This window comes from Kosakonia sp. HypNH10 (genome assembly GCF_029850615.1).
In the GTDB taxonomy this organism is placed as follows: domain Bacteria; phylum Pseudomonadota; class Gammaproteobacteria; order Enterobacterales; family Enterobacteriaceae; genus Kosakonia; species Kosakonia cowanii.
Genome location: NZ_JAOTIU010000004.1, coordinates 136,768 through 161,446, shown reverse-complemented (window position 1 = coordinate 161,446; position 24,679 = coordinate 136,768). Strand labels below are relative to the sequence as shown.

Below are 24,679 nucleotides of genomic sequence, written 5' to 3'. Positions count from 1 at the left end.
TCACAGTGAGCTACGGTACGGCAGGATGTTCGAGCGCAGCATCTCTTGCGTACCCAGGCCATAGTTGGAACTCAGGCCGCGAAGCTCAATGTTGAAACCGATAACTTTTTCATACTTGCTCTGATCGTTCTCCCAGCCGTTAAGTTTGCGTTCCCAACCGAGGCGAATCGCATAACAGCAGGAGTTGTACTGCACACCAACCATCTGGTCCGCAGGTTTTTTTGTATTGGTATCAAGATAGTACGCGCCAACAAGAGACCAGCGATCGGCAATCGGCCAGCTTGCGGCGGTGCCCACCTGCGAAATCCCTTTTTTAAACTGATCTGCCGCCGCGAATTCCGGCAGCGTTGCCTGAATATACTCCGGGCTGGCATAACGATAGCTCAGCTGCAGCAGACGGTTTTCATCACGGCGATACTCCAGCGCGGAGCTGCTGTTGGCGATGTTGTTCAGACGCGTATCGTACTGAACCCCGCCGCGCAGGCCCCAACGGTCGGAGATACGCCAGTAGGTATCGCCCGCCCACACCAGCGAACCGGTTTTGTTGTCTTTCTCCCAGTTGATATTGTCATCACCGGTACGGGACTCGGTGAAATAGTAGATTTGACCAACAGAAACGTTAAAACGTTCAACCGCCGCATTATCAAAAATACGCGTGGTGAGACCGGTGGTAACCTGGTTCGCTGACGCGATGCGGTCGAGGCCGCCATAGGTGCGGTCGCGGAACAGGCCGCTGTAGTCCGACTGCAACAGGGAGGAGTCGTAGTTGTTGATATGGCTCTGATCGCGGTACGGCACGTAGAGGTACTGCGCGCGCGGCTCCAGCGTCTGGGTATAGCCAGCCGCCCAGTCCATATCGCGCTCGAAGACCAGCTTGCCGTCGGCTTTAAACTGCGGCATGACGCGGTTGACGTTCGCGTCATACGAACGACCCGTCTGCGCGTTGGCGTTCGCCGCGTTAAAGGTGTCGATATTGGTCTGCTGGTAATGGGTCGCCAACAGTTTGACTTCAGTATTGAGGCTGCTCCAGTCATTGGATACCGGCAGACTTAAGGTCGGCTCCAGATGCAGACGCGTCGACTCTGGGTTGTTTTTGTTGGTGTTAACAAAGTTAACCGCCTGGCCATACACGCGGAAATCGAACGGGCCGAGATCGTTGTGGTACCAGTTCACATCCACCTGCGGCTGCGCAGAGTAGGAGTTACTGTTGTTACGGTTAAACACCTGGAACTGTTTGGTCGAGACCGTGGCGTCAAAGTTTTCGATCGCATAACCAACGCTGAGGATCTGCGTGGCGTAACCATCGGTGCTGGAACCATATTTTGACGAAAAGTCGTTAAAGTAGTTCGGATCGCTGACTTTGGTGTAGTTGGCGTTAAAACGCCACACTTTGTCCAGCACGCCCGTATGCTGCCAGAAGAAGAGCCAGCGATGGCGATCGCCCTCGGTTGGGTGCTCATCTTCGTAGACTTTATCAGAAGGCAGATAATCGAACTCAATCAGGCCTTCGCCCGCCTGCGACAGATAACGGAACTCATTCTGCCACTGGGTGTTGCCGCGCTTATGGATATAGTGCGGCGTGATCGTCGCATCCATATTGGGCGCGATGTTCCAGTAGTAGGGCAGATAGAATTCGAAATAGTTGCTGGTTGAGTATTTGGCGTTCGGGATCAGGAAACCTGAACGGCGCTTATCACCAATCGGCAGCTGCAAATAGGGGCTATAGAAGACCGGAACCGGGCCAAGCTTAAGGCGGGCGTTCCAGATCTCAGCAACCTGCTCTTCGCGATCCTGAATCACCTCGCTGCCGACAACGCTCCAGGTATTGGAGCCGGGCAAGCAGGAGGTAAAGGTACCGTTATCCAGGATGGTATAACGGTTCTGGCCGCGCTGTTTCATCACATCGGCAGTACCGCGACCCTGGCGGTCAACCATCTGGTAGTTACCGTCCCAGATATTGGTGTCTTTGGTGTTGAGGTTAGCCCAACCTTTCGGACCTTTCAGGATGACCTGATTGTCGTCATAGTGCACATTACCGAGCGCATCCACCGTTCGTACAGGTTCCGTCTGACCTTCCGGTTGCTGTTGATGAACCTGAACCTCATCGGCCTGCATGCGGCTATTACCCTGATTAATATCGACATTACCGGTAAACACGGCGTCGTCAGGGTAGTTGCCTTTAGCATGATCGGCGTTGATCGTTACCGGTAAGTTATTGGTATCGCCTTTAATCAGGGGGCGGTTATAGCTGGGAACGCCAAGCATACACTGCGAGGCAAGATCGGCTGCCATCCCCTGCTGACTGTAAAGGGCGTAGCCAATCATGGTGGCCAGGAGGGTGGGGATACGTTTTTTCATACGTTTTATGTGTTGTTCCGTCATCTGTGGCTTTACGCTGGCAAACGGTCTGAGACTAACTTACTCGCCTTTGCAACGCTAGTTTTAATCCTGCCCGCGTTCGAGCCAGAAGGAGAGCCTGCGCCTGTGCACGGCATAGAATGACGGGTATGATAAAGCAAATTTTAGCCGACGGCATGACGATTTGGGGAGTATATGCAGTATTGGGGGAAAGTGGTTGGAGTGGTCGTTGCCCTTTTCGTAGGCGGCGGCTTTTGGGGCGCCGTGCTGGGGCTGATTATTGGGCATCTTTTTGACAAATCGCGCAGCCGTAAAATGGCGTGGTTTGCCAACCAGCGCGAGCGCCAGACGCTCTTTTTTGCCACCACCTTTGAGGTGATGGGGCATTTAACCAAATCGAAGGGGCGCGTAACGGAAGCGGATATTCAGGTCGCCACCCTGTTTATGGATCGTCTGAACCTGCACGGCGAGTCGCGCACCGCGGCGCAGCACGCTTTCCGCGTCGGCAAAACGGATAACTACCCGTTACGCGACAAGATGCGTCAGTTTCGCAGCGTCTGTTTCGGCCGCTTTGATTTGATTAGGATGTTTCTGGAAATTCAAATCCAGGCCGCGTTTGCTGACGGTACGCTCCACCCGAGCGAACGGCAGGTGCTTTACGTCATCGCCGAAGAGCTGGGCATCTCTCGCCAGCAGTTCGATCAGTTCCTGCTGATGATGCAGGGCGGGGCGCAGTTTGGCGGCGGCTTTAACAACTCGCAGCAGCAGGCGGGCGGTGGCGGATGGCAGCAGTCGCAACGCGGCCCAACGCTGGAAGATGCCTGCAACGTGCTGGGGGTGAAAGCCACCGACGATGCGACAACCATTAAACGCGCTTATCGCCGCTTAATGGGCGAGCATCACCCGGACAAGCTGGTGGCGAAAGGATTACCGCCGGAGATGATGGAGATGGCGAAGCAGAAAGCGCAGGACATCCAGAAAGCCTACGAACTGATTCGCGAACAGAAAGGGTTTCGCTAATAAAAAACGTCCCCGACCGCAAGATCGGGGCGCGTTCTCAAAAATCCACCGGTGCCTTAAACGTCATGCTGTTGCCAAACGCCGGATGGGTAATCGTCAAGATTTCGGCATGGAGCTGTAAACGCGGCGCCATCGCCAGCGCTTCCGGCGTCGCATAAAAGCGGTCGCCGAGGATCGGATGACCCAGCGCCAGCATATGCACCCGCAGCTGGTGCGAGCGGCCGGTGATCGGCTTCAGGCGCACCCGCGCGCTGCCATCTTCGTCATACGACAGCACTTCATACTCCGTCTGCGCCGCCTTGCCGGTTTCAAAACAGACCTTCTGCTTTGGCCGGTTCGGCCAGTCGCAAATCAGCGGCAGATCCACCAGCCCTTCCGCTTTTTCCGGATGACCCCAGACGCGCGCCAGGTACTGCTTTTTCGGCTCGCGTTCGCGGAACTGGCGCTTTAATTCGCGCTCGGCCGCTTTGGTGAGCGCCACCACTATCACGCCGCTGGTGGCCATATCCAGCCGATGCACCGATTCCGCCAGCGGATAGTCGCGCTGAATGCGCGTCATCACGCTGTCTTTGTGCTCATCAAGACGCCCCGGCACCGACAACAAGCCGCTGGGCTTGTTGACGACCATAATGTGCTCATCCTGATAGAGAATGACCAGCCAGGGATCCTGCGGCGGGTTGTAGGGCTCCATCACCATTGCGGGCTCCGTTTATTGATGCGTGACGACAATCAGACGCAGCGCGTCCAGACGCCAGCTGGCCTGCGCCAGGCTCTCCATCACCTGCAGCCGGTTGCTCTCGATCGCTTCCAGTTCGTCATCACGAATGTTCGGGTTGACGGCTTTCAGCGCTTCGAGACGCGCCAGCTCCGCAGAGAGCTTCTCATCGGCTTCGCGGCGTGCAGCTTCAATCAGCGCCTTCGCGGCATCAGCCACCTGTGCTTCACCTTTTTGCAGGATGGTATGCACCTCCTGCTGTACGGCGTTGACCAGTTTGCTGCCGGTGTGGCGGTTGACCGCGCTCAGCTGACGGTTAAAGGTTTCAAACTCCACCTGTGCAGCGAGGTTGTTACCGTTTTTATCCACCAGCAGACGGATCGGCGTCGACGGCAGGAAGCGGTTAAGCTGCAGCTGCTTCGGTGCCTGCGCTTCAACTACGTAGATCAGTTCTACCAGCAGCGTGCCGACCGGTAAGGCTTTGTTCTTCAACAGCGAAATGGTGCTGCTGCCGGTGTCGCCGGAGAGGATCAGATCCAGACCGTTACGGATGATCGGGTGCTCCCAGGTGACAAACTGCGCATCTTCGCGCGACAGCGCCACATCACGCTCAAAGGTGATGGTGCAGCCATCTTCCGGCAAGCCCGGGAAGTCCGGCACCAGCATATGATCCGACGGCGTCAGGACGATCATGTTCTCGCCGCGATCGTCCTGGTTAATGCCGACGATATCAAACAGGTTCATGGCGAAGGCGATAAGCGCGGTGTCATCATCCTGTTCGGCGATGCTGTCAGCCAGCGCCTGCGCTTTCTCGCCGCCGTTGGAGTGGATCTCCAGCAGGCGGTCGCGGCCCTGCTCCAGCTGCGCTTTCAGCTCATCATGCTGCGCGCGGCAGGCTTTAATCAGATCGTCAAAACCGTCGGTGTTTTCCGGCGCGGCCAGGTAGTTAATCAGCTCGCCGTGCACGCTGTCATAGATGGCGCGGCCGGTCGGGCAGGTGTGTTCAAACGCGTCCAGCCCTTCGTGATACCAGCGCACCAGCACCGACTGCGCGGTTTTTTCAAGATAGGGCACGTGGATCTGAATGTCGTGCGCCTGGCCAATACGATCCAGACGGCCAATACGCTGCTCGAGCAGATCCGGGTTGAAGGGAAGATCGAACATCACCAGATGGCTGGCGAACTGGAAGTTACGCCCTTCAGAACCGATTTCGGAGCAGAGCAGCACCTGCGCGCCGCTATCCTCTTCCGAGAACCACGCCGCCGCGCGGTCGCGTTCAATAATCGACATCCCTTCATGGAACACCGCTGCGCGGATACCTTCGCGCTCGCGCAGAACCTGCTCCAGTTGCAGGGCGGTCGCCGCTTTGGCGCAGATCACCAGCACCTTCTGCGAGCGGTGGCTGGTAAGGTAGCCCATCAGCCACTCGACGCGCGGATCGAAGTTCCACCAGGTGCCGCTGTCGCCTTCAAACTCCTGGTAGATCTGCTCCGGGTAGAGCATGTCGCGGGCGCGCTCTTCCTGGCTTTTACGCGCACCCATAATGCCGGAGACTTTAATCGCCGTCTGGTATTGGGTCGGCAGCGGCAGTTTCACCGTGTGCAGTTCGCGTTTCGGGAAGCCTTTAACCCCATTACGGGTGTTACGGAACAGCACGCGGCTGGTGCCGTGGCGATCCATCAGCATGGCGATCAGCTCCTGGCGCGCATCGGCAGCGCCGTCGCGATCGCTGTTCGCGGTTTGCAGCAGCGGCTCGATATCCTGCTCGCCAACCAGTTCGCTCAGCATATTGAGATCGTCATTGCTCAGGCGCTCGCCCGCCAGCAGCAACGCGACGGCGTCGGCTACCGGGCGGTAATTTTGCTGCTCTTCAACAAACTGGGCGAAATCATGGAAACGGTTCGGGTCGAGCAGGCGCAGACGCGCAAAGTGGCTCTCCATACCGAGCTGTTCCGGCGTTGCGGTCAGCAGCAGAATGCCCGGCACGCGCTCGGCCAGCTGTTCAATGGCGAGATATTCGCGGCTCGCCTCTTTTTCGCTCCACACCAGATGGTGCGCTTCATCGACTACCAGCAGATCCCACTCGGCATCGCACAGGTGTTCGAGACGCTGCTTGCTACGGCGCACGAAATCAAGGGAGCAGATCACCAGCTGTTCGGTCTCGAACGGGTTATCGCTATCGTGCTGCGCTTCGGCGTAACGATCGTCATCAAACAGCGCAAAGCGCAGGTTGAAGCGGCGCAGCATCTCAACCAGCCACTGGTGTTGCAGGGTTTCCGGCACCACGATTAGCACGCGCTCGGCGGCACCCGCCAGCAGCTGCTGATGCAGGATCATCCCGGCTTCAATGGTTTTGCCCAGCCCCACTTCATCGGCCAGCAGCACGCGCGGCGCATGGCGGCGGCCCACGTCATGGGCAATGTGCAGCTGGTGCGGAATCAGGTTCGTACGCTGCCCGCGCAGGCCGCTCCACGGCATGCGGTACTGCTCACTCTGGTATTTCCGCGCGCGGTAGCGCAGCGCGAAACGGTCCATGCGATCAATCTGCCCGGCGAAAAGACGGTCCTGCGGCTTGCTGAACACCAGCTTGCTGTCGAGCAGCACTTCACGCAGCACCACATTGCTCTCCCCGGTATCAAGACGCGTACCGGTATAGGCGAGCAGACCGTTCTCTTCGTTGACTTCATCGATGGTGAGCTGCCAGCCGTCGTGACTGGTGATGGTGTCACCGGGATTGAACATGACGCGCGTGACGGGAGAGTCGCTGCGGGCATACAAGCGATTTTCACCGGTGGCGGGGAAAAGCAGGGTTACCGTGCGCGCGTCCATCGCAACGACAGTACCAAGTCCAAGCTCGCTTTCCGTATCGCTGATCCAGCGTTGACCAAGTGTAAAGGGCATAAATGAACTCTAATCTCTAATTGCAGGCAATAGTTCGTCACCGCCTGGCGACAGGCGGGCGGATAAATTTGGGGCCAGAAAAAGGAAGGGCGCTATGGTACTGGAACCAACTTCGTTCGTATAGACCGATTCGTGTAGCATCACGGTCAGAATAGTCCCAGCTGCCCTGTCATCAGTGTAGCAAAGTCATCGTCAAGGAAAGGGAGGATCCCATCGGCGACCGGCTGCAACTGTTTCGTTAAATAGTGATCGTAATCGAGCGGCGAGCGCTGGTAATCGACCGGTTCCGGGCCACTGGTGGTCCAGAGATACTTAATGGTGCCGCGGTTCTGGTACTGCGGCGCGCGCCCGCGCTTCTGGTTCTCCTCGTCGGCAAGGCGCGCGGCACGCACGTGCGGCGGCACATTGCGCTCATACTCCGCCAGCGGGCGGCGCAGGCGTTTGCGGTAGACCAGCTGTGCATCCAGCTCGCCCGCCATCAGGCTGGCGATGGTCTCGCGGATATAATCCTGGTACGGCTCGTTGCGAAAGATACGCAGATAGAGCGACTGCTGGAACTGCTGCGCCAGCGGCGTCCAGTCGGTGCGCACCGTCTCAAGGCCTTTAAACACCATGCGCTGCGTATCGCCCTCCTGAATCATCCCGGCGTAGCGCTTTTTACTCCCCTGATCCGTACCGCGAATGGTGGGCATCAGGAAGCGGCAAAAATGGGTTTCGAACTCCAGCTCCAGCGCGCTCTCCAGCCCCTGCTGTTGCAGGTGCGCCGTCCACCAACGGTTAACCGTCTTGACCAGATGCTGGCCAATTTTCGCCGCCGCCTCTTCGCTGTGCGCATGCTTAAGCCAGACGAAGGTGGAGTCCGTATCGCCATAGATCACGTCATAGCCTTCGGCTTCGATCAGCGCTTTGGTTTGCAGCATGATCTGGTGCCCGCGCATGGTGATCGACGAGGCGAGCCTCGGATCGAAAAAGCGGCAGGCGGTGGTGCCGAGCACGCCGTAGAAGGCGTTCATGATGATCTTCAGCGCCTGTGAAAGCGGCTTATTGCCCTGCCGTTTTGCCTCATCGCGCCCGTGCCAGATCTGCCCGACAATCTCCGGCAGGCAGTGCTTCTTGCGCGAAAACCACGCGCCGAGAAAACCTTCCGTGCTGTGTGCCGCATCCGGTTGCGCCAGCCCCTCAATCAGGCCGACCGGATCGATAAGAAAGGTGCGGATGATCGACGGGTAGAGGCTTTTGTAATCGAGCACCAGTACCGAATCATAGAGGCCCGGACGTGAATCCATCACGTAGCCACCGGGGCTGGCCTGCGGCGCGACATCGCCGAGATTGGGCGCCACGTAACCGGCGCGGTGCATGCGCGGAAAGTAGAGGTGGCTAAAGGCGGCAACCGAGCCGCCGTGGCGGTCAGCGGGCAGGCCGTTGACCGTCGCACGCTCCAGCAAGAAGGGCATAATCTCCGTTTTGTGGAAGATACGCGTCACCAGCTCGCAATCCTTCAGGTTATAGGTGGCGAGCGCCGGCTTATCTTCGGCGAAGCGGCGGTTGATCTCATCCATGCGATCCCACGGGTTGTCGATGGCTTTGCCCTCGCCGAGCAGTTCGCGCGATACCGATTCCAGTGAGAAGGAGGAGAAGCTCCAGAAGGCGGACTTCAGCGCGTCGATGCCGTCGATTATCAGGCGGCCCGGTGCCTGGGCAAAGAAGACGCCGTTTTTAAAGCCGTGCTCGCGCCACTCCAGCTCGCTGCCGTTGCGCCCGAGGGTCAGCGGCACGCGGTAGCGCTCGGCGCTCTTTTGCAGCACTTTCAAATCAAACTGCACCACGTTCCAGCCAATCAGCACATCGGGATCGTGTTCGGCGAACCAGGCGTTAAGCTTCTCCAGCAGCTGCGGGCGGCTGGCGACATAGATAAGGTCGAAATCGAGCCCCTGCGCATCGCCATTTTCCGGGCCGAGCATATAGACCGTGCGCTGGCCGCAGCCCTCAAGGCCGATGCAGTAGAGTTCACCGTGGCGAGTAGTTTCAATATCCAGCGACACCCACTTCAGCGGCGGGCGATAGTGCGGGCTCGGTTTCAGGCGCGCATTGACCAGCGCGTTGCCGCGCGGTTCGCCATCGACCCACACCGGAGCGGTGATAAAGCGCTCCATCAGGTAGCGCTCCGGCGGGCGGACATCGCCTTCATAGACGGTAACGCCGCCTTCGCGCAGCAGCTTTTCAAAACGCATTAATTGACGGTGGGCACGGCAGTAAATACCCATCACGGGACGGCGGTGAAAATCATTGAGAGAGAGCGGCGTTAAGCGCCAGTTGTGCTCATCGCGCAGCAGCGCGCGGGCTTTGTCGGCCTGCTCAGCGGGAATAAAGGCAACCGACTCCTGCGGCGGCAGCACCACGCGCAGCGGGCCGTTATCCGTGGCAAGCCAGAGTTCGATCTCCGTCCCGTTGGGCGTATCCCGCCAGTGACGGGTTAAAATAAAGCCTTCTTGCGCCTGCGCCACAGTTTGCTCTCACTCAACCAAAACCAGGCGAGATTATAGCCTGGTTCGGTAGGTGATGCTGTGGTTTTATACAGCTATTGGCCGTAATAGGCTTTCGCGCCGTGTTTACGTAAATAGTGCTTATCCAGCAGCGTTTGCTGCATGGCGGGCAGTTGTGGATTGAGCTGGCGGCTGAAGATGCCCATATAGGCCACCTCTTCCAGCACAATGGCGTTATGCACCGCGTCATCGGCATTTTTACCCCAGGCGAACGGCCCGTGGGAGTGCACCAGCACGCCGGGCATCTGTGCCGCGTCGATACCGTTTTTCTCGAAGGTTTCGACAATCACATTGCCGGTTTCCCACTCATATTCACCGTTGATTTCCTCATCGCGCATTTTGCGGGTGCAGGGGATCTCGCCATAAAAGTAGTCGGCGTGGGTGGTGCCGGTCGCCGGAATGGGTTGCCCGGCCTGCGCCCAGATAGTGGCGTGGCGCGAATGGGTGTGGACAATGCCGCCAATGGTCGGAAACGCCTGGTAGAGCAAGCGGTGGGTGGGGGTATCGGAAGAGGGCTTTTTCGTCCCTTCAACCACTTCGCCGGTGGCGATATCGACCACCACCATATCTTCGGCGGTCATCACGGTGTAATCGACGCCGGAGGGTTTGATCACCAGCACGCCGCGGGTGCGGTCGACGGCGCTGACGTTGCCCCAGGTCAGGGTGACCAGATTATGTTTTGGCAGTGCCAGGTTGGCTTCCAGCACCTGCCGTTTGAGATCGTCGAGCATCGGTTTCTCCTGTATTGCCGGATGGCGCTGCGCTTATCCGGCCTACGGATTCGTTTTGCCTGTATTGCCGGATGGCGCGTGGCTTATCCGGCCTACGGGTTCGTTTCGTCTGTATTGCCGGATGGCGCTGCGCTTATCCGGCCTACGGGTTTGTTTTGCCTGTATTGCCGGATGGCGCGTTGCTTATCCGGCCTACGGGTTCGTTTTGTCTGTATTGCCGGATGGCGCTGCATCTATCCGGCATATGGGGTTTGTAGGCCCGGTAAACGCAGTGCCACCGGGCATCGGCTTAGCGCTTAGCGCCGTAATAGAGCTCGTTCCAGCGCAGCGCATCTTTAAACGCTGGCAGGCGGGTATCTTCATCGATCACCGTCAGCTCAATGCCGTGCAGCTCGCTGAACTGGCGCATATCATCAAGCGTCAGCGCCTGGCTAAAGACGGTATGGTGCGCGCCACCGGCGAGGATCCACGCTTCGGAGGCGGTGTTGAGATCCGGCAGCGCTTTCCACAGGGCATTCGCCACCGGCAGGTTCGGCAGATCGTGCGGTGTTTTCACCGCTTCAACACAGTTCACCAGCAGGCGGAAGCGATCCCCGAGATCGATCAGGCTGGCGTTGATCGCCGGGCCCGTTTTGGTGGAGAAGATCAGACGCGCCGGATCGGCCTTGCCGCCGATGCCGAGATACTGCACGTCGAGCGTCGGTTTCTCGTCGAGAGCAATAGAGGGGCACACTTCCAGCATATGCGAGCCGAGCACCAGGTCGTTGCCATTCTCAAAGTGGTAGGTGTAATCCTCCATAAAGGAGGTGCCGCCGTTCAGGCCACCGGACATCACCTTCATAATGCGCAGCAGCGCTGCGGTCTTCCAGTCGCCTTCGCCGGCAAAGCCGTAGCCCTGCTGCATCAGGCGTTGTACCGCCAGACCCGGCAGCTGTTTCAGGCCGTGCAGATCTTCAAAAGTGGTGGTGAAGGCGTGGAAGCCGCCCTCCTCTAAGAAGCGCTTCAGACCAAGCTCAATACGCGCGGCATCAATCACGTTCTGGCGTTTATCGCCGTTCACCTGTGCCGCTGCGGTCAGGCGGTAGCTGCTCTCATACTCATCGACCAGCGCATTGATATCGCCGTCGCTCACCGCATTTACCACCTGCACCAGATCGCCGACGCCCCAGGTATTTACCGAGAAGCCAAATTTGATCTGTGCCGCCACTTTATCGCCGTCGGTTACCGCCACTTCGCGCATGTTGTCGCCAAAGCGCGCCACTTTCAGGTGGCGGGTATCCTGTTTCGACACCGCCTGGCGCATCCACGCGCCGATGCGGGAGTGAGCCTGTTTATCCTGCCAGTGACCGGTTACCACGCTGTGCTGCTGACGCATACGCGCGCCGATAAAGCCAAATTCGCGGCCGCCGTGCGCGGTCTGGTTGAGGTTCATAAAGTCCATATCGATGCTGTCCCACGGCAGGGAGGCATTGAACTGGGTATGGAACTGCAGCAGCGGCTTGTTGAGGATCGACAGGCCGTTGATCCACATTTTCGCCGGCGAGAAGGTGTGCAGCCACACCACCAGCCCGGCGCACTTCTCGTCATAGTTGGCATCGCGGCAGATGGCGGTGATCTCATCCGGCGTGGTTCCCAGCGGCTTCAGCGTCAGTTTGCAGGGCAGTTTTGCTTCTGCGTTGAGGGCGTTAACCACCTGCTCGGCATGATGCGTCACCTGCTTCAGGGCTTCCGGCCCGTACAGGTGTTGGCTGCCAATAACGAACCAAATTTCATACTTGTCGAAAATAGTCATGATCGTGTCCTTAATGGGTTAACGCGGCCGGCGAAACTGTCGCGGCTGAAGGGAGATAGTGCTGCTCGGCGCTGGCGGCCCACTGCTGATAGCGACGATAGAGCCGTTCAAACTGCTGCGCCTGTGCCGAAGGCTGGAGCGTTTTCTCAATGGCGCTCGCCATCTTCTGCTGTGCAGCCGGGATATCGGCGTGCACCTCTGCGGCGACGGCGGCAAAAATAGCCGCGCCCAGCGCACAGCACTGTTCAGAGGCGACAACCTGCAACGGGCGGTTGAGCACATCGCAGCAGGCCTGCATTACGCCGAGGTTTTTCCGCGCGATGCCGCCGAGCGCCATCACGTTGTCAACGGCAATGCCCTGTTCGGTAAAGCACTCCATAATCGCGCGGGCACCGAAGGCGGTGGCGGCAATCAGCCCGCCGAACAGCGCCGGGGCGTCGGTGGCAAGATTCAGATCGGTGATCACCCCTTTCAGGCGCTGGTTAGCGTTTGGCGTGCGGCGACCGTTGAACCAGTCGAGCACCACCGGCAGGTGATCGAGAGAAGGATTTTTCACCCACGCGTCGGTAAGCGCTGGCAGGAGCTGTTTCTGGCTGGCTTTGATCTGCTCTTTCAGTTCCGGGTGCTGCTGCGCCAGCTGTTCCAGCGGCCAGCCGAGGATGCGGCCAAACCAGGCGTAGATATCGCCGAAGGCGGATTGCCCGGCTTCGAGGCCGATAAAGTCCGGCACTACGCTGCCGTCCACCTGGCCGCAGATACCTTTCACCGCGCGGTCGCCAACGCTCTGTTTATCGGCGATCAGAATGTCGCAGGTGGAGGTGCCGATCACTTTCACCAGCGTATTAGGCTGTGCGCCCGCGCCGACGGCACCCATATGGCAGTCGAACGCGCCGCCGGAGATCACCACCGATTCAGGCAGCCCCAGGCGCTGCGCCCACTCGGCGGTCAGCGTGCCCACCGGGCGGTCGGCGGTAAAGGTTTCGGTAAAGAGCGGCCAGCGCAGGTGTTTGTTGATAATCGGATCGAGTTCATCAAAGAAGGCAGCGGGCGGCAGGCCGCCCCAGCTTTCATGCCACAGAGATTTATGCCCGGCGCTGCAACGTCCGCGACGGATCGCTTCCGGGCGCGTGGTGCCGGAGAGCAGGGCTGGCACCCAGTCGCACAGCTCGATCCACGAGGCGGCGGCCTGCGCCACGGCGCTGTCGGCGCGGGTCACGTGCAGGATCTTCGCCCAGAACCATTCGCTGGAGTAGATGCCGCCAATGTAGCGCGAGTAGTCGGTTTTACCGGAGGTGTGGCACAGGCGGGTGATGGCTTCCGCCTCTTCAACTGCGGTGTGATCTTTCCACAACACGAACATGGCGTTCGGGTTGTCGGCAAACTCCGGGCGCAGCGCCAGCACGCGGCCTTCGGCATCAATCGGCGCCGGGGTGGAGCCGGTGCTGTCTACGCCAATGCCTTTGATCTCTGCGCGCTGGGCGTCGCTTAACTCTGCCAGCACGCTTTTGAGCGCCGCTTCCATCGATTCGATGTAATCGCGCGGATGATGGCGAAACTGGTTATGCGGCGCGTCGCAATAACGGCCCTCCTGCCAGCGCGGATACCACTCGACGCTGGTGGCGATCTCCGCCCCGGATGTGCAGTCTACCGCCAGCGCACGTACTGAATCGCTGCCGAAATCGAGGCCAATCGTGATTGCCATGCTTAGTGCTCCATAAGAATAACCGTTAGAAAAACGATAGAGATCGGCGGCGAAAACCGTCAGGCAGGATTCGCTAATCTTATGGACGAAATTGCTATGGCATCGCAAAGTGTGACGCCGTGCAAAAATTCGATGTGGACATTTCTGTCGCCTTTATAGACACTTCCGTTATCCGTTTTCACCCTGCTTTAAGGCGTTAAAAAGGGATTATCGCTTTTGTCTTGCGGCATCGCGTGATAGCAGTATTGACGCGCTCTGCCCGCCATTAGCCGGGAAATAACGGGAATGACAATATGGACAATTGGTTTCCTTGTCGGGTAGGGGAGTAATGCGTTTTATGGCCGAATCTCAAAATGATCCACTGCTGCCCGGGTACTCGTTTAACGCGCACCTGGTAGCGGGTCTGACGCCGATTGAATCGGAAAGCTATCTCGACTTTTTTGTTGACCGACCGATGGGGATGAAGGGCTATATCCTTAACCTGACGGTGCGCGGCGAAGGCGTGGTGATGAACCAGGGTAAACAGTTTGTCTGCCGACCCGGCGATATTCTGCTCTTTCCCCCCGGCGAAATTCACCACTATGGCCGCCATCCTGACGCCGAGGCGTGGTATCACCAGTGGGTCTATTTCCGTCCGCGCGCCTACTGGCAGGAGTGGCTAAACTGGCCGACGCTCTTCGCGCAAACCGGTTTTTACCGCCCTGATGATGCGCATATGGATCGTTTTCGCGACCTTTTCGCGCAAATTATCGATGCCGGGCAGAGCGCCGGGCGCTACGCCGAACATCTGGCGATCAACCTGCTCGAACAGCTGCTGCTGCGGCGCATGGAGGCGATCAACGAATCCCTCAATCCGCCCCTTGATAACCGCGTGCGTGACGCCTGTCAGTACATCAGCGACCACCTTTCCGATAACCATTTTGATATCGCCAGCGTCGCGCAGCATGTCTGCCTCTCGCCGTCGCGCTTGTCGCATCTCTTTCGCCAGCAGCTTGGCGTCAGCGTGCTGAGCTGGCGCGAAGATCAGCGCATCAGCCAGGCGAAGCTGCTGCTCAGCACCACGCGGATGCCGATTGCCAGCGTCGGGCGTAACGTCGGCTTTGACGATCAGCTCTACTTTTCTCGGGTGTTTAAAAAATGCACCGGTGCCAGCCCGAGCGAGTTTCGTGCTGGATGTGAATGAAGCGTAAAGAATGGAAATAATCTGTTCTTCAATCTGACATAAGTGGTAAAGATTCAGATAATTGAAAGCTTGACGGTGGCGGAGGCGCTCCGCAGAATCCGCCGTTCAATCTGAACAGGACCCTTTATGGAAGCATTGCTGGAACACTTTATTACCCAGTCAGCCATATACTCGCTGGTGGCGATCGCGCTGGTCGCTTTTTTTGAGTCGCTGGCGCTGGTGGGGCTGATCCTCCCCGGCACGGTGATGATGGCAGCGCTGGGCGCACTGATTGGCAGCGGGGAAGTTAATTTCTGGCATGCGTGGCTGGCGGGCATTGTCGGCTGCCTGCTTGGCGACTGGATCTCCTTCTGGCTCGGCTGGCGCTTTAAGAAACCGCTGCACCGCTGGTCTTTCCTGAAAAAGCACAAAGCGCTGCTCGATAAAACCGAACACGCGCTGCATGAGCACAGCCTGTTTACCATTCTGGTTGGGCGCTTTGTCGGCCCGACGCGCCCGCTGGTGCCGATGGTCGCCGGAATGCTCGATCTGCCGATCCGCAAATTTTTACCACCGAATATCATCGGCTGCCTGCTGTGGCCGCCCTTCTACTTCCTGCCGGGGATTCTTGCCGGTGCGGCGATCGATATTCCTGCCGATATGCAGAGCAGCAGCTTTAAATGGCTGCTGCTGCTGACGGCGATTGTGCTCTGGCTGGCCTGTTGGCTCTGCTGGCGTCTGTGGCGGGCGGGGAAATCGGGCAGCGATCGCTTAACGGCATACCTGCCGCGCCAGCGCCTGCTCTGGCTGGCACCGGGCACGATGGTGATTGCTATTGCCGCAGTAGTGATGCTGGCAAAACATCCGCTGATGCCGATCTATCTCGATATTCTCGGCAAAGTGATCCGCGGTCACTGAGCCTGAATACCCAGCAGGGCGGAGACCGGCGCGTTGCCGCTAAGCAGCGTGTCGGTTGCGCCATCCCAGGCGATACGCCCTTCGGCGACCACCAGCGCGCGTTCGGCAATGCGCGCGGCATCCTCCACGCTGTGCGACACCATCAGCAATGTTAACTGCTGGCGACGGCAGACGTTTTGCACCAGCGCGAGCATCTCCTGGCGCAGGGCGGGATCGAGCGCGGAAAAGGGCTCATCCAGCAGCAGCAGCGGCTGCTCGCGCACCAGGCAGCGGGCTAACGCCACGCGCTGGCGCTGGCCGCCGGAGAGCTGATCCGGTAGCCGCTCCAGCAGCGCCTCCAGCCCCATGGTGGCGGCAATCTCATTAAGCTTCTCCCGCTGCGCGGCATTCAGCTTCAACCCCGGATGTAAACCCAGGCCAATATTCTGCCGCACCGTCAGGTGGGTGAAGAGGTTGTTCTCCTGAAACAGCATCGACACCGGACGGCGCGCGGGCGGCGTCCGGGTGTGATCCTCATCGCCAAGTAAAATCGTGCCGCTGGCAGGGGTAATAAACCCGGCAATCAGGTTCAGCAGCGTGCTCTTGCCTGCGCCGCTGGGGCCGAGAATGGCAATCTGCTCACCCCGTTCGGCTGCGAGGGTAAAGCGCATCGGCAGATGTTCGTAAAGCCAGGTGACATCAATCAGTCTTAGCATGGCGGCCCGGTAGTTTTTCAATCACAGTGAAGAGTAAAAAGCAGAGCAGCAGCAGGATCAGCGCCGTCACGGCTCCATCCTGGCTGCGGTAAGAACCGATTTGCTGATAGAGATAGAAGGGCAGTGTGCGGAAACCTTCATTGCCGAACAGCGCCACCACGCCGAAATCACCAATCGACAGCACGCAGGCAAACGCCAGCGCCTGCGCCAGCGGGCGTTTCAGCGCGCGCAGCTCCACCACCCACAGGCGGCGAAAACCGGCAATATCGAGCGACTGGCAGAGCAGCGCATACCGCGCGGTGAGATCGCGCATCGGGTTTTCCAGCACCTTTAATGCATAGGGGATCGCCATCAGCGCATTGGTGAATATCACGATGCCATCGGCGGAGTCGGGCAGGCCGATGGTGTTATTAAGCAGCAGGAAAAAGCCGGTCGCCAGCACAATCCCCGGCATCGCCAGAATCAGCATGCCGCTCAGTTCGAGCGCCTGCCCGGCGGCTGCACGGTGGCGCGCGCGCAGTTCGCGGCTGCTCCACAGCAGCATCATGGTCAGCACCACGCAGAGCAGCCCGGCGACCAGCGCAATGCGCAGCGAGGTCCACACCGCCTGCCACAGCACTGGCTCTGCCAGCACCTTCAGCAAACTGACATTAAGCCCGTCAACGATCACCGCCAGCAAGGGCGGCAGCATCAGCAGCAGTGCCAGCACGATTAACAGCGTATCGGCGAGGCGGCTAAACCAGCGCGTTTCCGGGTCGCGCCAGCCCTGAATGTGATGGCTACCGACGGCGAAGGCTTTACTCATCCGCTGGCTTAGCAGTACCAGCCCGAGGCAGCAGATCATCTGGATCAGCGCCAGTATCGCCGCGCGGGCGGGATCGAAATCAAAGCTGAGCGCCTGGTAGATGGCAAGCTCAATGGTGGTTGCCTGCGGGCCGCCGCCCAGCGACAGCACGGTGGCGAAACTGGCGAAGCAGAGCATAAAGATCAGCGCCGCCACCGGCGGGATCTGGCGGCGCAGCCAGGGCCACTCGACAAAGCGGAAGAAGGCCCAGCCGCGCATCCCTAGCTGGGCTGCCAGCTGGCGCTGTTCACCGGGGATCTGCTCCAGCGCCTGTAGCAGCAGGCGCGAGGCCATCGGCAGGTTAAAAAAGAGGTGCGCCAGCAGAATGCCCTGCAAGCCGTAGGGCGAAAAGGTCCACTCAAGGCCAAGCGTCTGGCAGAGCGCGGCGAGCCACCCCTGGCGACCATAGACGCTGAGAATACCGAACACCGCCACCAGCACCGGCAGGATCAGCGTCATCGCGCATAAGCGCAGCAGCAGCTGGCGGCCGGGGAAGCGTCGCCGGTAGAGCGCGCGGGCGAGGAAAATGGCGGGCACCACGGAGAGCAGGGCGGAGAGAAAAGCCTGCCAGAATGAGAATCGCACCACGTGCCACAGGTAGCTGTCTGACAAGAAGTCGGATAGCCCTTCGACAGGTGCGTTTTGCCACAGCGCGAAAAAGGCCGCCACCGCGACCGCCACCATCAGCGTGGCGGCGGTGAGGCCAGGAAGCAGCCAGCCGGGAATTAGCGGCTGACTGCGCGTTGCCACGAGGCTATCCATGCTGCGCGCTGGGCGGCCACCTCTTGCGGCGAGAATTGCAGCGAGGTTTGTGGTTTCTCAAGCTGGTCAAACCCGGCGGGCAGCGTGACGTTGCTCGCCGGGTACATCCAGTTGCCGGTAGGGATGGCGCTCTGGAAAGCAGGTGAAACCATAAATTTGAGGAATTTTTCCGCCAGCTCCGGCTGTTTGCTGGCGGCGGTACGCGCCGCGACTTCAACCTGCAAATAGTGGCCTTCGCTGAAGTTCGCCGCCGCGTAGTTCTCTTTCTTCTCTTCGATGATGTGGTAGGCAGGCGAGGTGGTGTAACTCAGCACCAGATCGCTTTCGCCTTTCAAAAAGAGGCCGTAGGCTTCGCTCCACCCTTTGGTGACGGTAACGGTTTTGCCCGCCAGCTTTTGCCAGGCTTCGGGGGCTTTATCGCCATAGACTTTCTGCATCCACAGCAGCAGGCCGAGCCCAGGCGTGCTGGTGCGCGGATCTTCATAAATCACCCGCCACTTCTGATCGCTCTCGACCAGCTCTTTCAGGCTCTTCGGCGGGTTTTTCAGTTTGGTTTTGTCATAGACAAAGGCGAACCAGCCGTAATCGAACGGCACAAATGTGTCATTGCTCCAGCCGCCCGGCACCTTCACCGCGTCATCCGGCACGCCGCTTTTGGCGAAGAGTTTTGTCTGGGTGGCGGCTTCCAGCAGGTTGTTATCGAGACCGAGCACGACGTCAGCTTTGCTCTTTTTGCCCTCCATCCGCAGACGGTTGAGCAGCGAGACGCCATCTTCCAGCGCCACGAACTTCAGTTCGCAGTTGCAGTCGGCTTCAAAGGCTTTTTTTACCGCAGGGCCTGGCCCCCATTCGGCGGCGAAGGAGTCGTAGGTGTAGATGGTCAGGACGGGTTTAGCGAAAACGGGCGCGGCAATCAGCAGCAGCAGTGACAACGATTTTTTTAACACTTTGCACCTCATAAATGGGTGGCAAAGGATTTTGAGAGAGCCTCAAATCCCTTCGCCGGCGTTATCCGGATCAGGTTCGACGGGTATTTTCTCAGCACGCGCGTGAAGCGCAGCACCCCGTTGAGAACGGCGCTATTGTAATGATTTGGTAAACAATCTGAAAGCATTACGGATCCGGCGGCGCAAACCAGGCCGATTTAAAGTCAAACCAGCCGAGGGTATTCATGCGCAGCCCGCGCATGGTGCGCTGCCCCTGGATGCGCAGCCAGTGGTGGATCAACGGCACAATCGCTTTACTCGCCAGCAACTGTTGCGACCACATTGCCAGGTTCATCTCCCCGGCGCGCCAGCGCGCGGCGTCCGCCTGCCAGTCGCGCGGGATGCAGTGTTGCAGCAACGGTACTTCATAGAGGTTAGCGAAGACCGAGAAGTCGAGCGGCAGCGTAAAGTTGGCGCTGTTAAGCCAGATATCGCTCTCTGTTTCGCCGCGATGCCAGGCATCATAATCGACCTCCTGAATCAGTAACTTAACGCCGTGCTCTGCCAGCAGCGTGCTCATGGTGTGGGCGATCGCCTGGTGCTCGTTGTGCTCGCGGTAGAAGGTGAGCGTCAGCGTCTCCAGCCCGGCGGGCTTTTCACCGCTGCCGGGGCGCGCATGGTGCCAGCGCGGCAGCAATCCATAGGCGGGAAACCAGTAGCGCTGATTCTGTTCGCTGGCGTGCCACAGCAGATTGGTTGGCGAAAGGATCCGGCTTACCCACTCGCGCACCGCCGGGTTCGCGCCGCGGCTGGATCGCGCGTCAAACAGCAGATAGTAGCAGCCCTCTTCGAGACGGCTCTCCACCGCTTTTTCACCCTCCGTTGGCCCTTCAAGCGTCAGGCCGCAGGTGGTCTCATCCCCGACATCCGGCAGCACCCAGACATTCACTTCATCAATCAGCGCGCGAAAACCGAAGTAATCCTCAAAGGCGTGGATCTTTAGCTGGTTGCGGGTGTTGCGCATCACCGCGTAAGGGCCGGTGCCAATCGGCTGGCTGGCAAAATTCGCCAGCGTCTCCCACTCCTGCGGCAGGATCATCGCCGGCACGTGGCCCATCAGCCACGGCAGCCAGCTGTCGGGCTGCGAGAGGTGAATGTCGAGCGTCCACGGCGTGGGAGAAACGATATCGCGGATATGGGAGTAGAGCGGCAGGGCGCTCGCGCGCCGCAGGGAGGCGATAACATCCGCCATCTCCAGCTCGCGGCCGTGGTGAAAGTGGATGCCGGGGCGTAAGTAGAAGCGCCAGTGCAGGGGAGAGATCGCTTTCCAGTGGTGAGCAATATCGGCTTCCAGTTCCCCGTTTTCCTCATTTATGCGCGTCAGGGTGCTGAAGATTTGCCGCGCCATATGGGTTTCGGAGCGGCGCAGCGGCGAGCCGGGCAGCAGATTACGCAGCGGGCGGTAGTAGAGCACGCGCAGGATATGCCGCCCCTGGCGAAAACTGCGGCCAAGATGCGATACCAGCATCTGGCGCACGGCGGCTTTATCCCCTACCAGTTGCACCAGCTGGTCGATGCGATCCTGCTCGAGCAGATCTTCCGCCCGCTGCTGCTGTAACGCCAGGCCGGTGTAGAGGAAGGTGAGGCGCGAGCGTTTACCGCGCCCGGCTTCTGCCTCCCAGGTGAGCCAGCCGCGCGTCTGCATGGTGTTGAGCAGGGTGCGCATATGGCGGCGGGAGCAGTTGAGCAACTCCGCCAGCTCGTTGAGCGTAGTTTCCTGAGATTTTCCATCGCAGCATTGCCACAGACGGATAAACTGTTGTTGCAAGCGACCAGAGGACATAAAAGAGGAACTCCCGGCAAAAACTCAGCAATTTATTTATCCCTATATTAAGCCGATACTTCTCTGCGATGAAAGCGAGGAGGCGCATAGCGGAGTGGGGAATGACGACGCGTGTGGAAAAACTGACTCGCCCGAATCATGTGTGACTGAGTATTAAGTGCGAATGCACCCGCCAGCAAAATGTTTTTGCTGGCTTTTTTCGTTTAAGCTTGCGTCGCTGTTTTCCGCTTTCAACAAGGAAATGCCATGCTCTGGTTGATGACGATGGGACGCCGCATGAATGGCGTCTACGTCGCGTTTATGATCGTCGCCTTTATGATGGGTGTTGCCGGTGCGGTACAGGCACCGACGCTGAGCCTGTTCCTCAGCCGCGAAGTGGGCGCCGAGCCCTTCTGGATCGGGCTGTTCTATACCGTCAACGCCATTGCCGGTATCCTCGTCAGCCTTGCGCTGGCAAAACGATCCGACAGCCAGGGCGACCGGCGCAAGCTGATCCTCTTTTGCTGCCTGATGGCGGTGGGAAACGCACTGCTGTTCGCGTTTAACCGTCACTATCTGACCTTAATCACCTGCGGCGTGCTGCTGGCTTCGCTTGCCAGCACCGCGATGCCGCAGCTCTTCGCGCTGGCGCGTGAGTACGCCGACAGCTCGGCGCGGGAAGTGGTGATGTTCAGTTCAATCATGCGCGCGCAGCTCTCGCTGGCGTGGGTTATCGGGCCGCCGCTGGCGTTTATGCTGGCGCTCAATTATGGCTTTGTCGCCATGTTCTCTATCGCCGCCGGGCTGTTTATTGTCAGCCTGGTGCTGATTGCCTTCTGGCTCCCCTCGGTGCCGCGGGTTGAGCAGCCCGCCGACGTGGCCGTTACGCAGGTGAGCGGCTGGCGCGACAGCAATGTGCGCATGCTGTTTATCGCCTCAACGCTGATGTGGACCTGCAACACCATGTACATCATTGATATGCCGCTGTGGATCAGCCTCGATCTGGGGCTGCCGGACAAGCTGGCGGGCATTTTGATGGGCACTGCCGCAGGCCTTGAGATCCCGGCTATGATCCTCGCGGGCTACTTTGTGAAGCGTTTCGGTAAGCGGCTGATGATGCTGATCGCCGTTGCAGCAGGTGTGCTGTTCTATATCGGCCTGCTCTTTTTCCATAGCCAGACGGCGCTGCTGCTGTTGCAGTTTTTCAATGCGGTGTTTATCGGTATTGTCGCCGGGATCGGCATGCTGTGGTTCCAGGATTTGATGCCTGGGCGAGCCGGTTCAGCAACCACGCTGTTTACCAACAGTATTTCAACCGGTGTGATTCTGGCAGGTATTATCCAGGGCGCGCTGGCGCAATATTTTGGTCACGGCTCGGTGTATTGGGGAATTGCCGGGCTGTCGGTGGTGACGCTGCTCCTCACCAGCCGAGTGAAGGATGTGTAAGGCGCGGTGCGGCGGTTCAATTGCCGGATGGCGGCTGCGCCTTATCCGGCCTACGTTTGGGTGCGGGGTCGAGGCAAGGCCGGATAAGCGTTAGCGCCATCCGGCAAAAATGAGCAACGAGCCATAGGCCAGATGCGAGGTTGAGGTGAAGCGTAGGCCGGATAAGCGTTAGCGCCATCCGGCAAAAATGAGCAATGCGCCGTAGGCCGGGTGCGAGGTTGAGGTGAAGCGTAGGCCGGATAAGGCAACGCCGCCATCCGGCAAACAAACCCGCACGATGCCGACTGCCGGATAACTATCCGGCAATCAGCATCAGGCTATCACCCCATAAAGGCGGGTTGTTTTGCTTCGTAGGCGGCAATAGCGTCGTCGTGTTGCAGCGTCAGGCCAATGCTGTCCAGACCGTTCAGCATGCAGTGGCGGCGGAAGGCGTCGAGCGTAAAGCTGTAGGACTTGCCGCCCGCCTTTACCACCTGCGCCTGCAGATCCACCTCAAAGGTAATGCCCGGTTTGCTCTGCACCAGCGCAAACAGCTCATCCACCTCTTCGTCGCTCAGCGTCACCGGCAGCAGCTGGTTGTTAAAGCTGTTGCCATAGAAGATGTCGGCGAAGCTCGGCGCAATCACCACTTTGAAGCCGTAATCCGTCAGCGCCCACGGCGCATGCTCGCGCGAGGATCCACAGCCAAAGTTCTCCCGCGCCAGCAAAATCGACGCCCCTTTGTACTCGGGAAAGTTGAGCACAAACTCCGGGTTCGGCTGCTCGCCCTTATCGTCGAGGAATCGCCAGTCGTTAAACAGATGCGCGCCAAAACCGGTGCGCGTTACCTTCTGCAAAAACTGCTTCGGGATAATGGCGTCGGTGTCGACGTTAGCGGCGTCCAGCGGAACCACCAGCCCGGTATGTTGGGTAAATTTCTCTGCCATGGTGATCTCCTTAAGCCTGCAAATGACGAATATCAGCAAAACGACCGGTTACTGCCGCAGCGGCGGCCATTGCCGGGCTGACCAGATGGGTACGCCCGCCGCGGCCCTGACGCCCTTCAAAGTTACGGTTACTGGTAGAGGCGCAGCGCTCGCCCGGGTTCAGGCGGTCATGGTTCATCGCCAGGCACATCGAGCAGCCCGGCAGACGCCACTCAAAACCGGCTTCGATAAAGATCTTATCCAGACCTTCCGCTTCCGCCTGTGCTTTTACCGGGCCGGAGCCTGGAACCACCAGCGCCTGCACGCCCGGCGCCACTTTACGCCCTTTGGCAATTGCCGCCGCCGCGCGCAAATCTTCAATGCGCGAGTTGGTGCAGGAGCCGATAAAGACCTTGTCGATCGCCACGTCGGTCAGCGGTACGCCTGGTTTCAGTCCCATATAGGCCAGCGCTTTTTCCGCCGAGGCACGCTCAACCGGATCGGCAAAGGAGGCCGGATCGGGAATGATCTCGGTGACCGAGATCACCTGGCCTGGGTTAGTGCCCCAGGTGACCTGCGGGGCGATATCTTCTGCCTGCAGGGTAACTACGCGGTCAAAGTGGGCGCCTTCATCGGTTTGCAGCGTTTTCCAGTAAGCGACCGCTTCGTCGAAATCTTTGCCCTTCGGCGCATGCAGGCGACCCTGCACGTAGTTAAAGGTGGTCTCATCCGGCGCGACCAGGCCTGCTTTCGCACCCATCTCAATTGCCATATTGCACAGCGTCATGCGGCCTTCCATGCTGAGCGCGCGAATGGCATCGCCGCAGAACTCCACCACGTGACCCGTACCGCCAGCGCTGCCGGTTTTGCCGATGATCGCCAGCACGATATCTTTGGCAGTGATGCCCGGCGCGGCGGTGCCGTTAACTTCAATCTTCATGGTTTTGGCGCGCCCCTGCTTCAGGGTCTGCGTCGCCAGCACATGTTCCACCTCTGAAGTGCCGATACCGAACGCCAGCGCGCCAAATGCGCCGTGTGTGGCGGTGTGGGAGTCGCCGCAGACGATGGTCATCCCCGGCAGGGTGATGCCCTGTTCCGGCCCCATCACGTGCACGATGCCCTGATAGGGGTGGTTCAGGTCATACAGCTCGACGCCGAATTCGTTGCAGTTCTTAATCAGCTCCTGCATCTGAATGCGCGCCATCTCGCCGGAGGCGTTGATATCTTTGGTCTGCGTTGAGACGTTGTGATCCATCGTGGCGAAGGTTTTACCCGGCTGACGCACCGGGCGATTGTGCGCGCGCAGGCCGTCAAACGCCTGAGGCGAGGTCACTTCATGTACCAGATGGCGGTCGATATAGAGCAGCGGGGTCTCGTTCGGCGCTTCATAGACCACATGGGCGTCAAATAACTTTTCGTACAAACTCTTAGCCATGA

Annotated in this window: 17 protein-coding genes and 1 riboswitch; of the genes, 4 read left to right on the top strand and 13 right to left on the bottom strand. The window is 59.2% G+C overall.

The annotated features are described in order from the left end of the window. On the bottom strand, positions 1 to 2,358 hold the full coding sequence (lptD, locus tag N7V53_RS13075; protein WP_279793627.1) for an LPS assembly protein LptD: 2,358 nt from the start codon (positions 2,356 to 2,358) through the stop codon (positions 1 to 3). A 195-nt stretch (positions 2,359 to 2,553) separates the two neighbouring features. On the opposite strand from lptD, the gene djlA reads away from it, so the two are divergent. Continuing rightward, a complete protein-coding gene (gene djlA / locus N7V53_RS13070) occupies positions 2,554 to 3,378 on the top strand; it encodes a co-chaperone DjlA (protein WP_124969843.1) in 825 nt (274 codons plus the stop codon). A 37-nt stretch (positions 3,379 to 3,415) separates the two neighbouring features. Here djlA and rluA read toward each other — a convergent pair whose 3' ends face one another. The 6 genes from rluA to araB form a co-directional block, all read right to left on the bottom strand. After that, the gene (rluA, locus tag N7V53_RS13065) at positions 3,416 to 4,075 is read right to left on the bottom strand and encodes a bifunctional tRNA pseudouridine(32) synthase/23S rRNA pseudouridine(746) synthase RluA (RefSeq protein ID WP_094419342.1); all 660 of its coding nucleotides are present in this window, start codon (positions 4,073 to 4,075) and stop codon (positions 3,416 to 3,418) included. 12 nt (positions 4,076 to 4,087) lie between these two features. Continuing rightward, on the bottom strand, positions 4,088 to 6,994 hold the full coding sequence (rapA, locus tag N7V53_RS13060) for an RNA polymerase-associated protein RapA (RefSeq protein WP_279793626.1): 2,907 nt from the start codon (positions 6,992 to 6,994) through the stop codon (positions 4,088 to 4,090). Positions 6,995 to 7,140: 146 nt separating this feature from the next. Next, positions 7,141 to 9,498: a DNA polymerase II gene (gene polB / locus N7V53_RS13055; protein WP_279793625.1), complete on the bottom strand. Its 2,358-nt coding sequence runs from the start codon at positions 9,496 to 9,498 to the stop codon at positions 7,141 to 7,143. Between the two features lie 74 nt (positions 9,499 to 9,572). Beyond that, the gene (araD, locus tag N7V53_RS13050) at positions 9,573 to 10,268 is read right to left on the bottom strand and encodes an L-ribulose-5-phosphate 4-epimerase (RefSeq protein ID WP_023480360.1); all 696 of its coding nucleotides are present in this window, start codon (positions 10,266 to 10,268) and stop codon (positions 9,573 to 9,575) included. A gap of 289 nt (positions 10,269 to 10,557) precedes the next feature. Next, positions 10,558 to 12,060 carry an L-arabinose isomerase gene (araA, locus tag N7V53_RS13045; RefSeq protein ID WP_279793624.1) on the bottom strand — a complete coding sequence of 501 codons (1,503 nt, stop codon included), beginning with the start codon at positions 12,058 to 12,060 and terminating at the stop codon, positions 10,558 to 10,560. 10 nt (positions 12,061 to 12,070) lie between these two features. Then, entirely contained in the window at positions 12,071 to 13,762 is a 1,692-nt protein-coding gene (gene araB, locus N7V53_RS13040; protein ID WP_279793623.1) for a ribulokinase, read from the bottom strand. Positions 13,763 to 14,099: 337 nt separating this feature from the next. On the opposite strand from araB, the gene araC reads away from it, so the two are divergent. Both araC and N7V53_RS13030 read left to right on the top strand, forming a co-directional pair. Further along, positions 14,100 to 14,945, top strand: coding sequence for an arabinose operon transcriptional regulator AraC (gene araC, locus N7V53_RS13035; protein ID WP_023480364.1), 846 nt, complete (start codon positions 14,100 to 14,102; stop codon positions 14,943 to 14,945). 126 nt (positions 14,946 to 15,071) lie between these two features. Next, complete coding sequence (locus N7V53_RS13030; RefSeq protein ID WP_279793621.1) at positions 15,072 to 15,842, top strand: DedA family protein; 771 nt, start codon at positions 15,072 to 15,074, stop codon at positions 15,840 to 15,842. Here N7V53_RS13030 and thiQ read toward each other — a convergent pair. From thiQ to sgrR, 4 genes are all read right to left on the bottom strand, one after another. Beyond that, positions 15,836 to 16,537, bottom strand: a complete 702-nt coding sequence (gene thiQ / locus N7V53_RS13025) for a thiamine ABC transporter ATP-binding protein ThiQ (RefSeq protein WP_279793620.1) — start codon at positions 16,535 to 16,537, stop codon at positions 15,836 to 15,838. The two genes, N7V53_RS13030 and thiQ, sit on opposite strands and share 7 nt — an antisense overlap. Continuing rightward, the gene (gene thiP / locus N7V53_RS13020) at positions 16,521 to 18,131 is read right to left on the bottom strand and encodes a thiamine/thiamine pyrophosphate ABC transporter permease ThiP (protein ID WP_279793619.1); all 1,611 of its coding nucleotides are present in this window, start codon (positions 18,129 to 18,131) and stop codon (positions 16,521 to 16,523) included. Before thiP ends, thiQ begins: the two co-directional genes overlap by 17 nt. Continuing rightward, positions 18,107 to 19,090 carry a thiamine ABC transporter substrate binding subunit gene (thiB, locus tag N7V53_RS13015; RefSeq protein WP_279793618.1) on the bottom strand — a complete coding sequence of 328 codons (984 nt, stop codon included), beginning with the start codon at positions 19,088 to 19,090 and terminating at the stop codon, positions 18,107 to 18,109. Before thiB ends, thiP begins: the two co-directional genes overlap by 25 nt. Before the next feature lie 29 nt (positions 19,091 to 19,119). Continuing rightward, positions 19,120 to 19,220: riboswitch (TPP riboswitch) on the bottom strand. 36 nt (positions 19,221 to 19,256) lie between these two features. Further along, positions 19,257 to 20,912, bottom strand: coding sequence for an HTH-type transcriptional regulator SgrR (sgrR, locus tag N7V53_RS13010; protein ID WP_279793617.1), 1,656 nt, complete (start codon positions 20,910 to 20,912; stop codon positions 19,257 to 19,259). Positions 20,913 to 21,158: 246 nt separating this feature from the next. Between sgrR and N7V53_RS13005 the strand changes: the two genes are divergently transcribed. Further along, positions 21,159 to 22,337, top strand: a complete 1,179-nt coding sequence (locus N7V53_RS13005) for a sugar efflux transporter (protein WP_279793616.1) — start codon at positions 21,159 to 21,161, stop codon at positions 22,335 to 22,337. Positions 22,338 to 22,657: 320 nt separating this feature from the next. Here the strand turns inward: N7V53_RS13005 and leuD are convergent, their stop codons facing one another. Together leuD and leuC are read right to left on the bottom strand one after the other, a co-directional pair. Beyond that, on the bottom strand, positions 22,658 to 23,263 hold the full coding sequence (leuD, locus tag N7V53_RS13000) for a 3-isopropylmalate dehydratase small subunit (RefSeq protein WP_023480422.1): 606 nt from the start codon (positions 23,261 to 23,263) through the stop codon (positions 22,658 to 22,660). Between the two features lie 10 nt (positions 23,264 to 23,273). After that, positions 23,274 to 24,677: a 3-isopropylmalate dehydratase large subunit gene (gene leuC, locus N7V53_RS12995; RefSeq protein ID WP_279793615.1), complete on the bottom strand. Its 1,404-nt coding sequence runs from the start codon at positions 24,675 to 24,677 to the stop codon at positions 23,274 to 23,276. Positions 24,678 to 24,679: the final 2 nt, after the last annotated feature.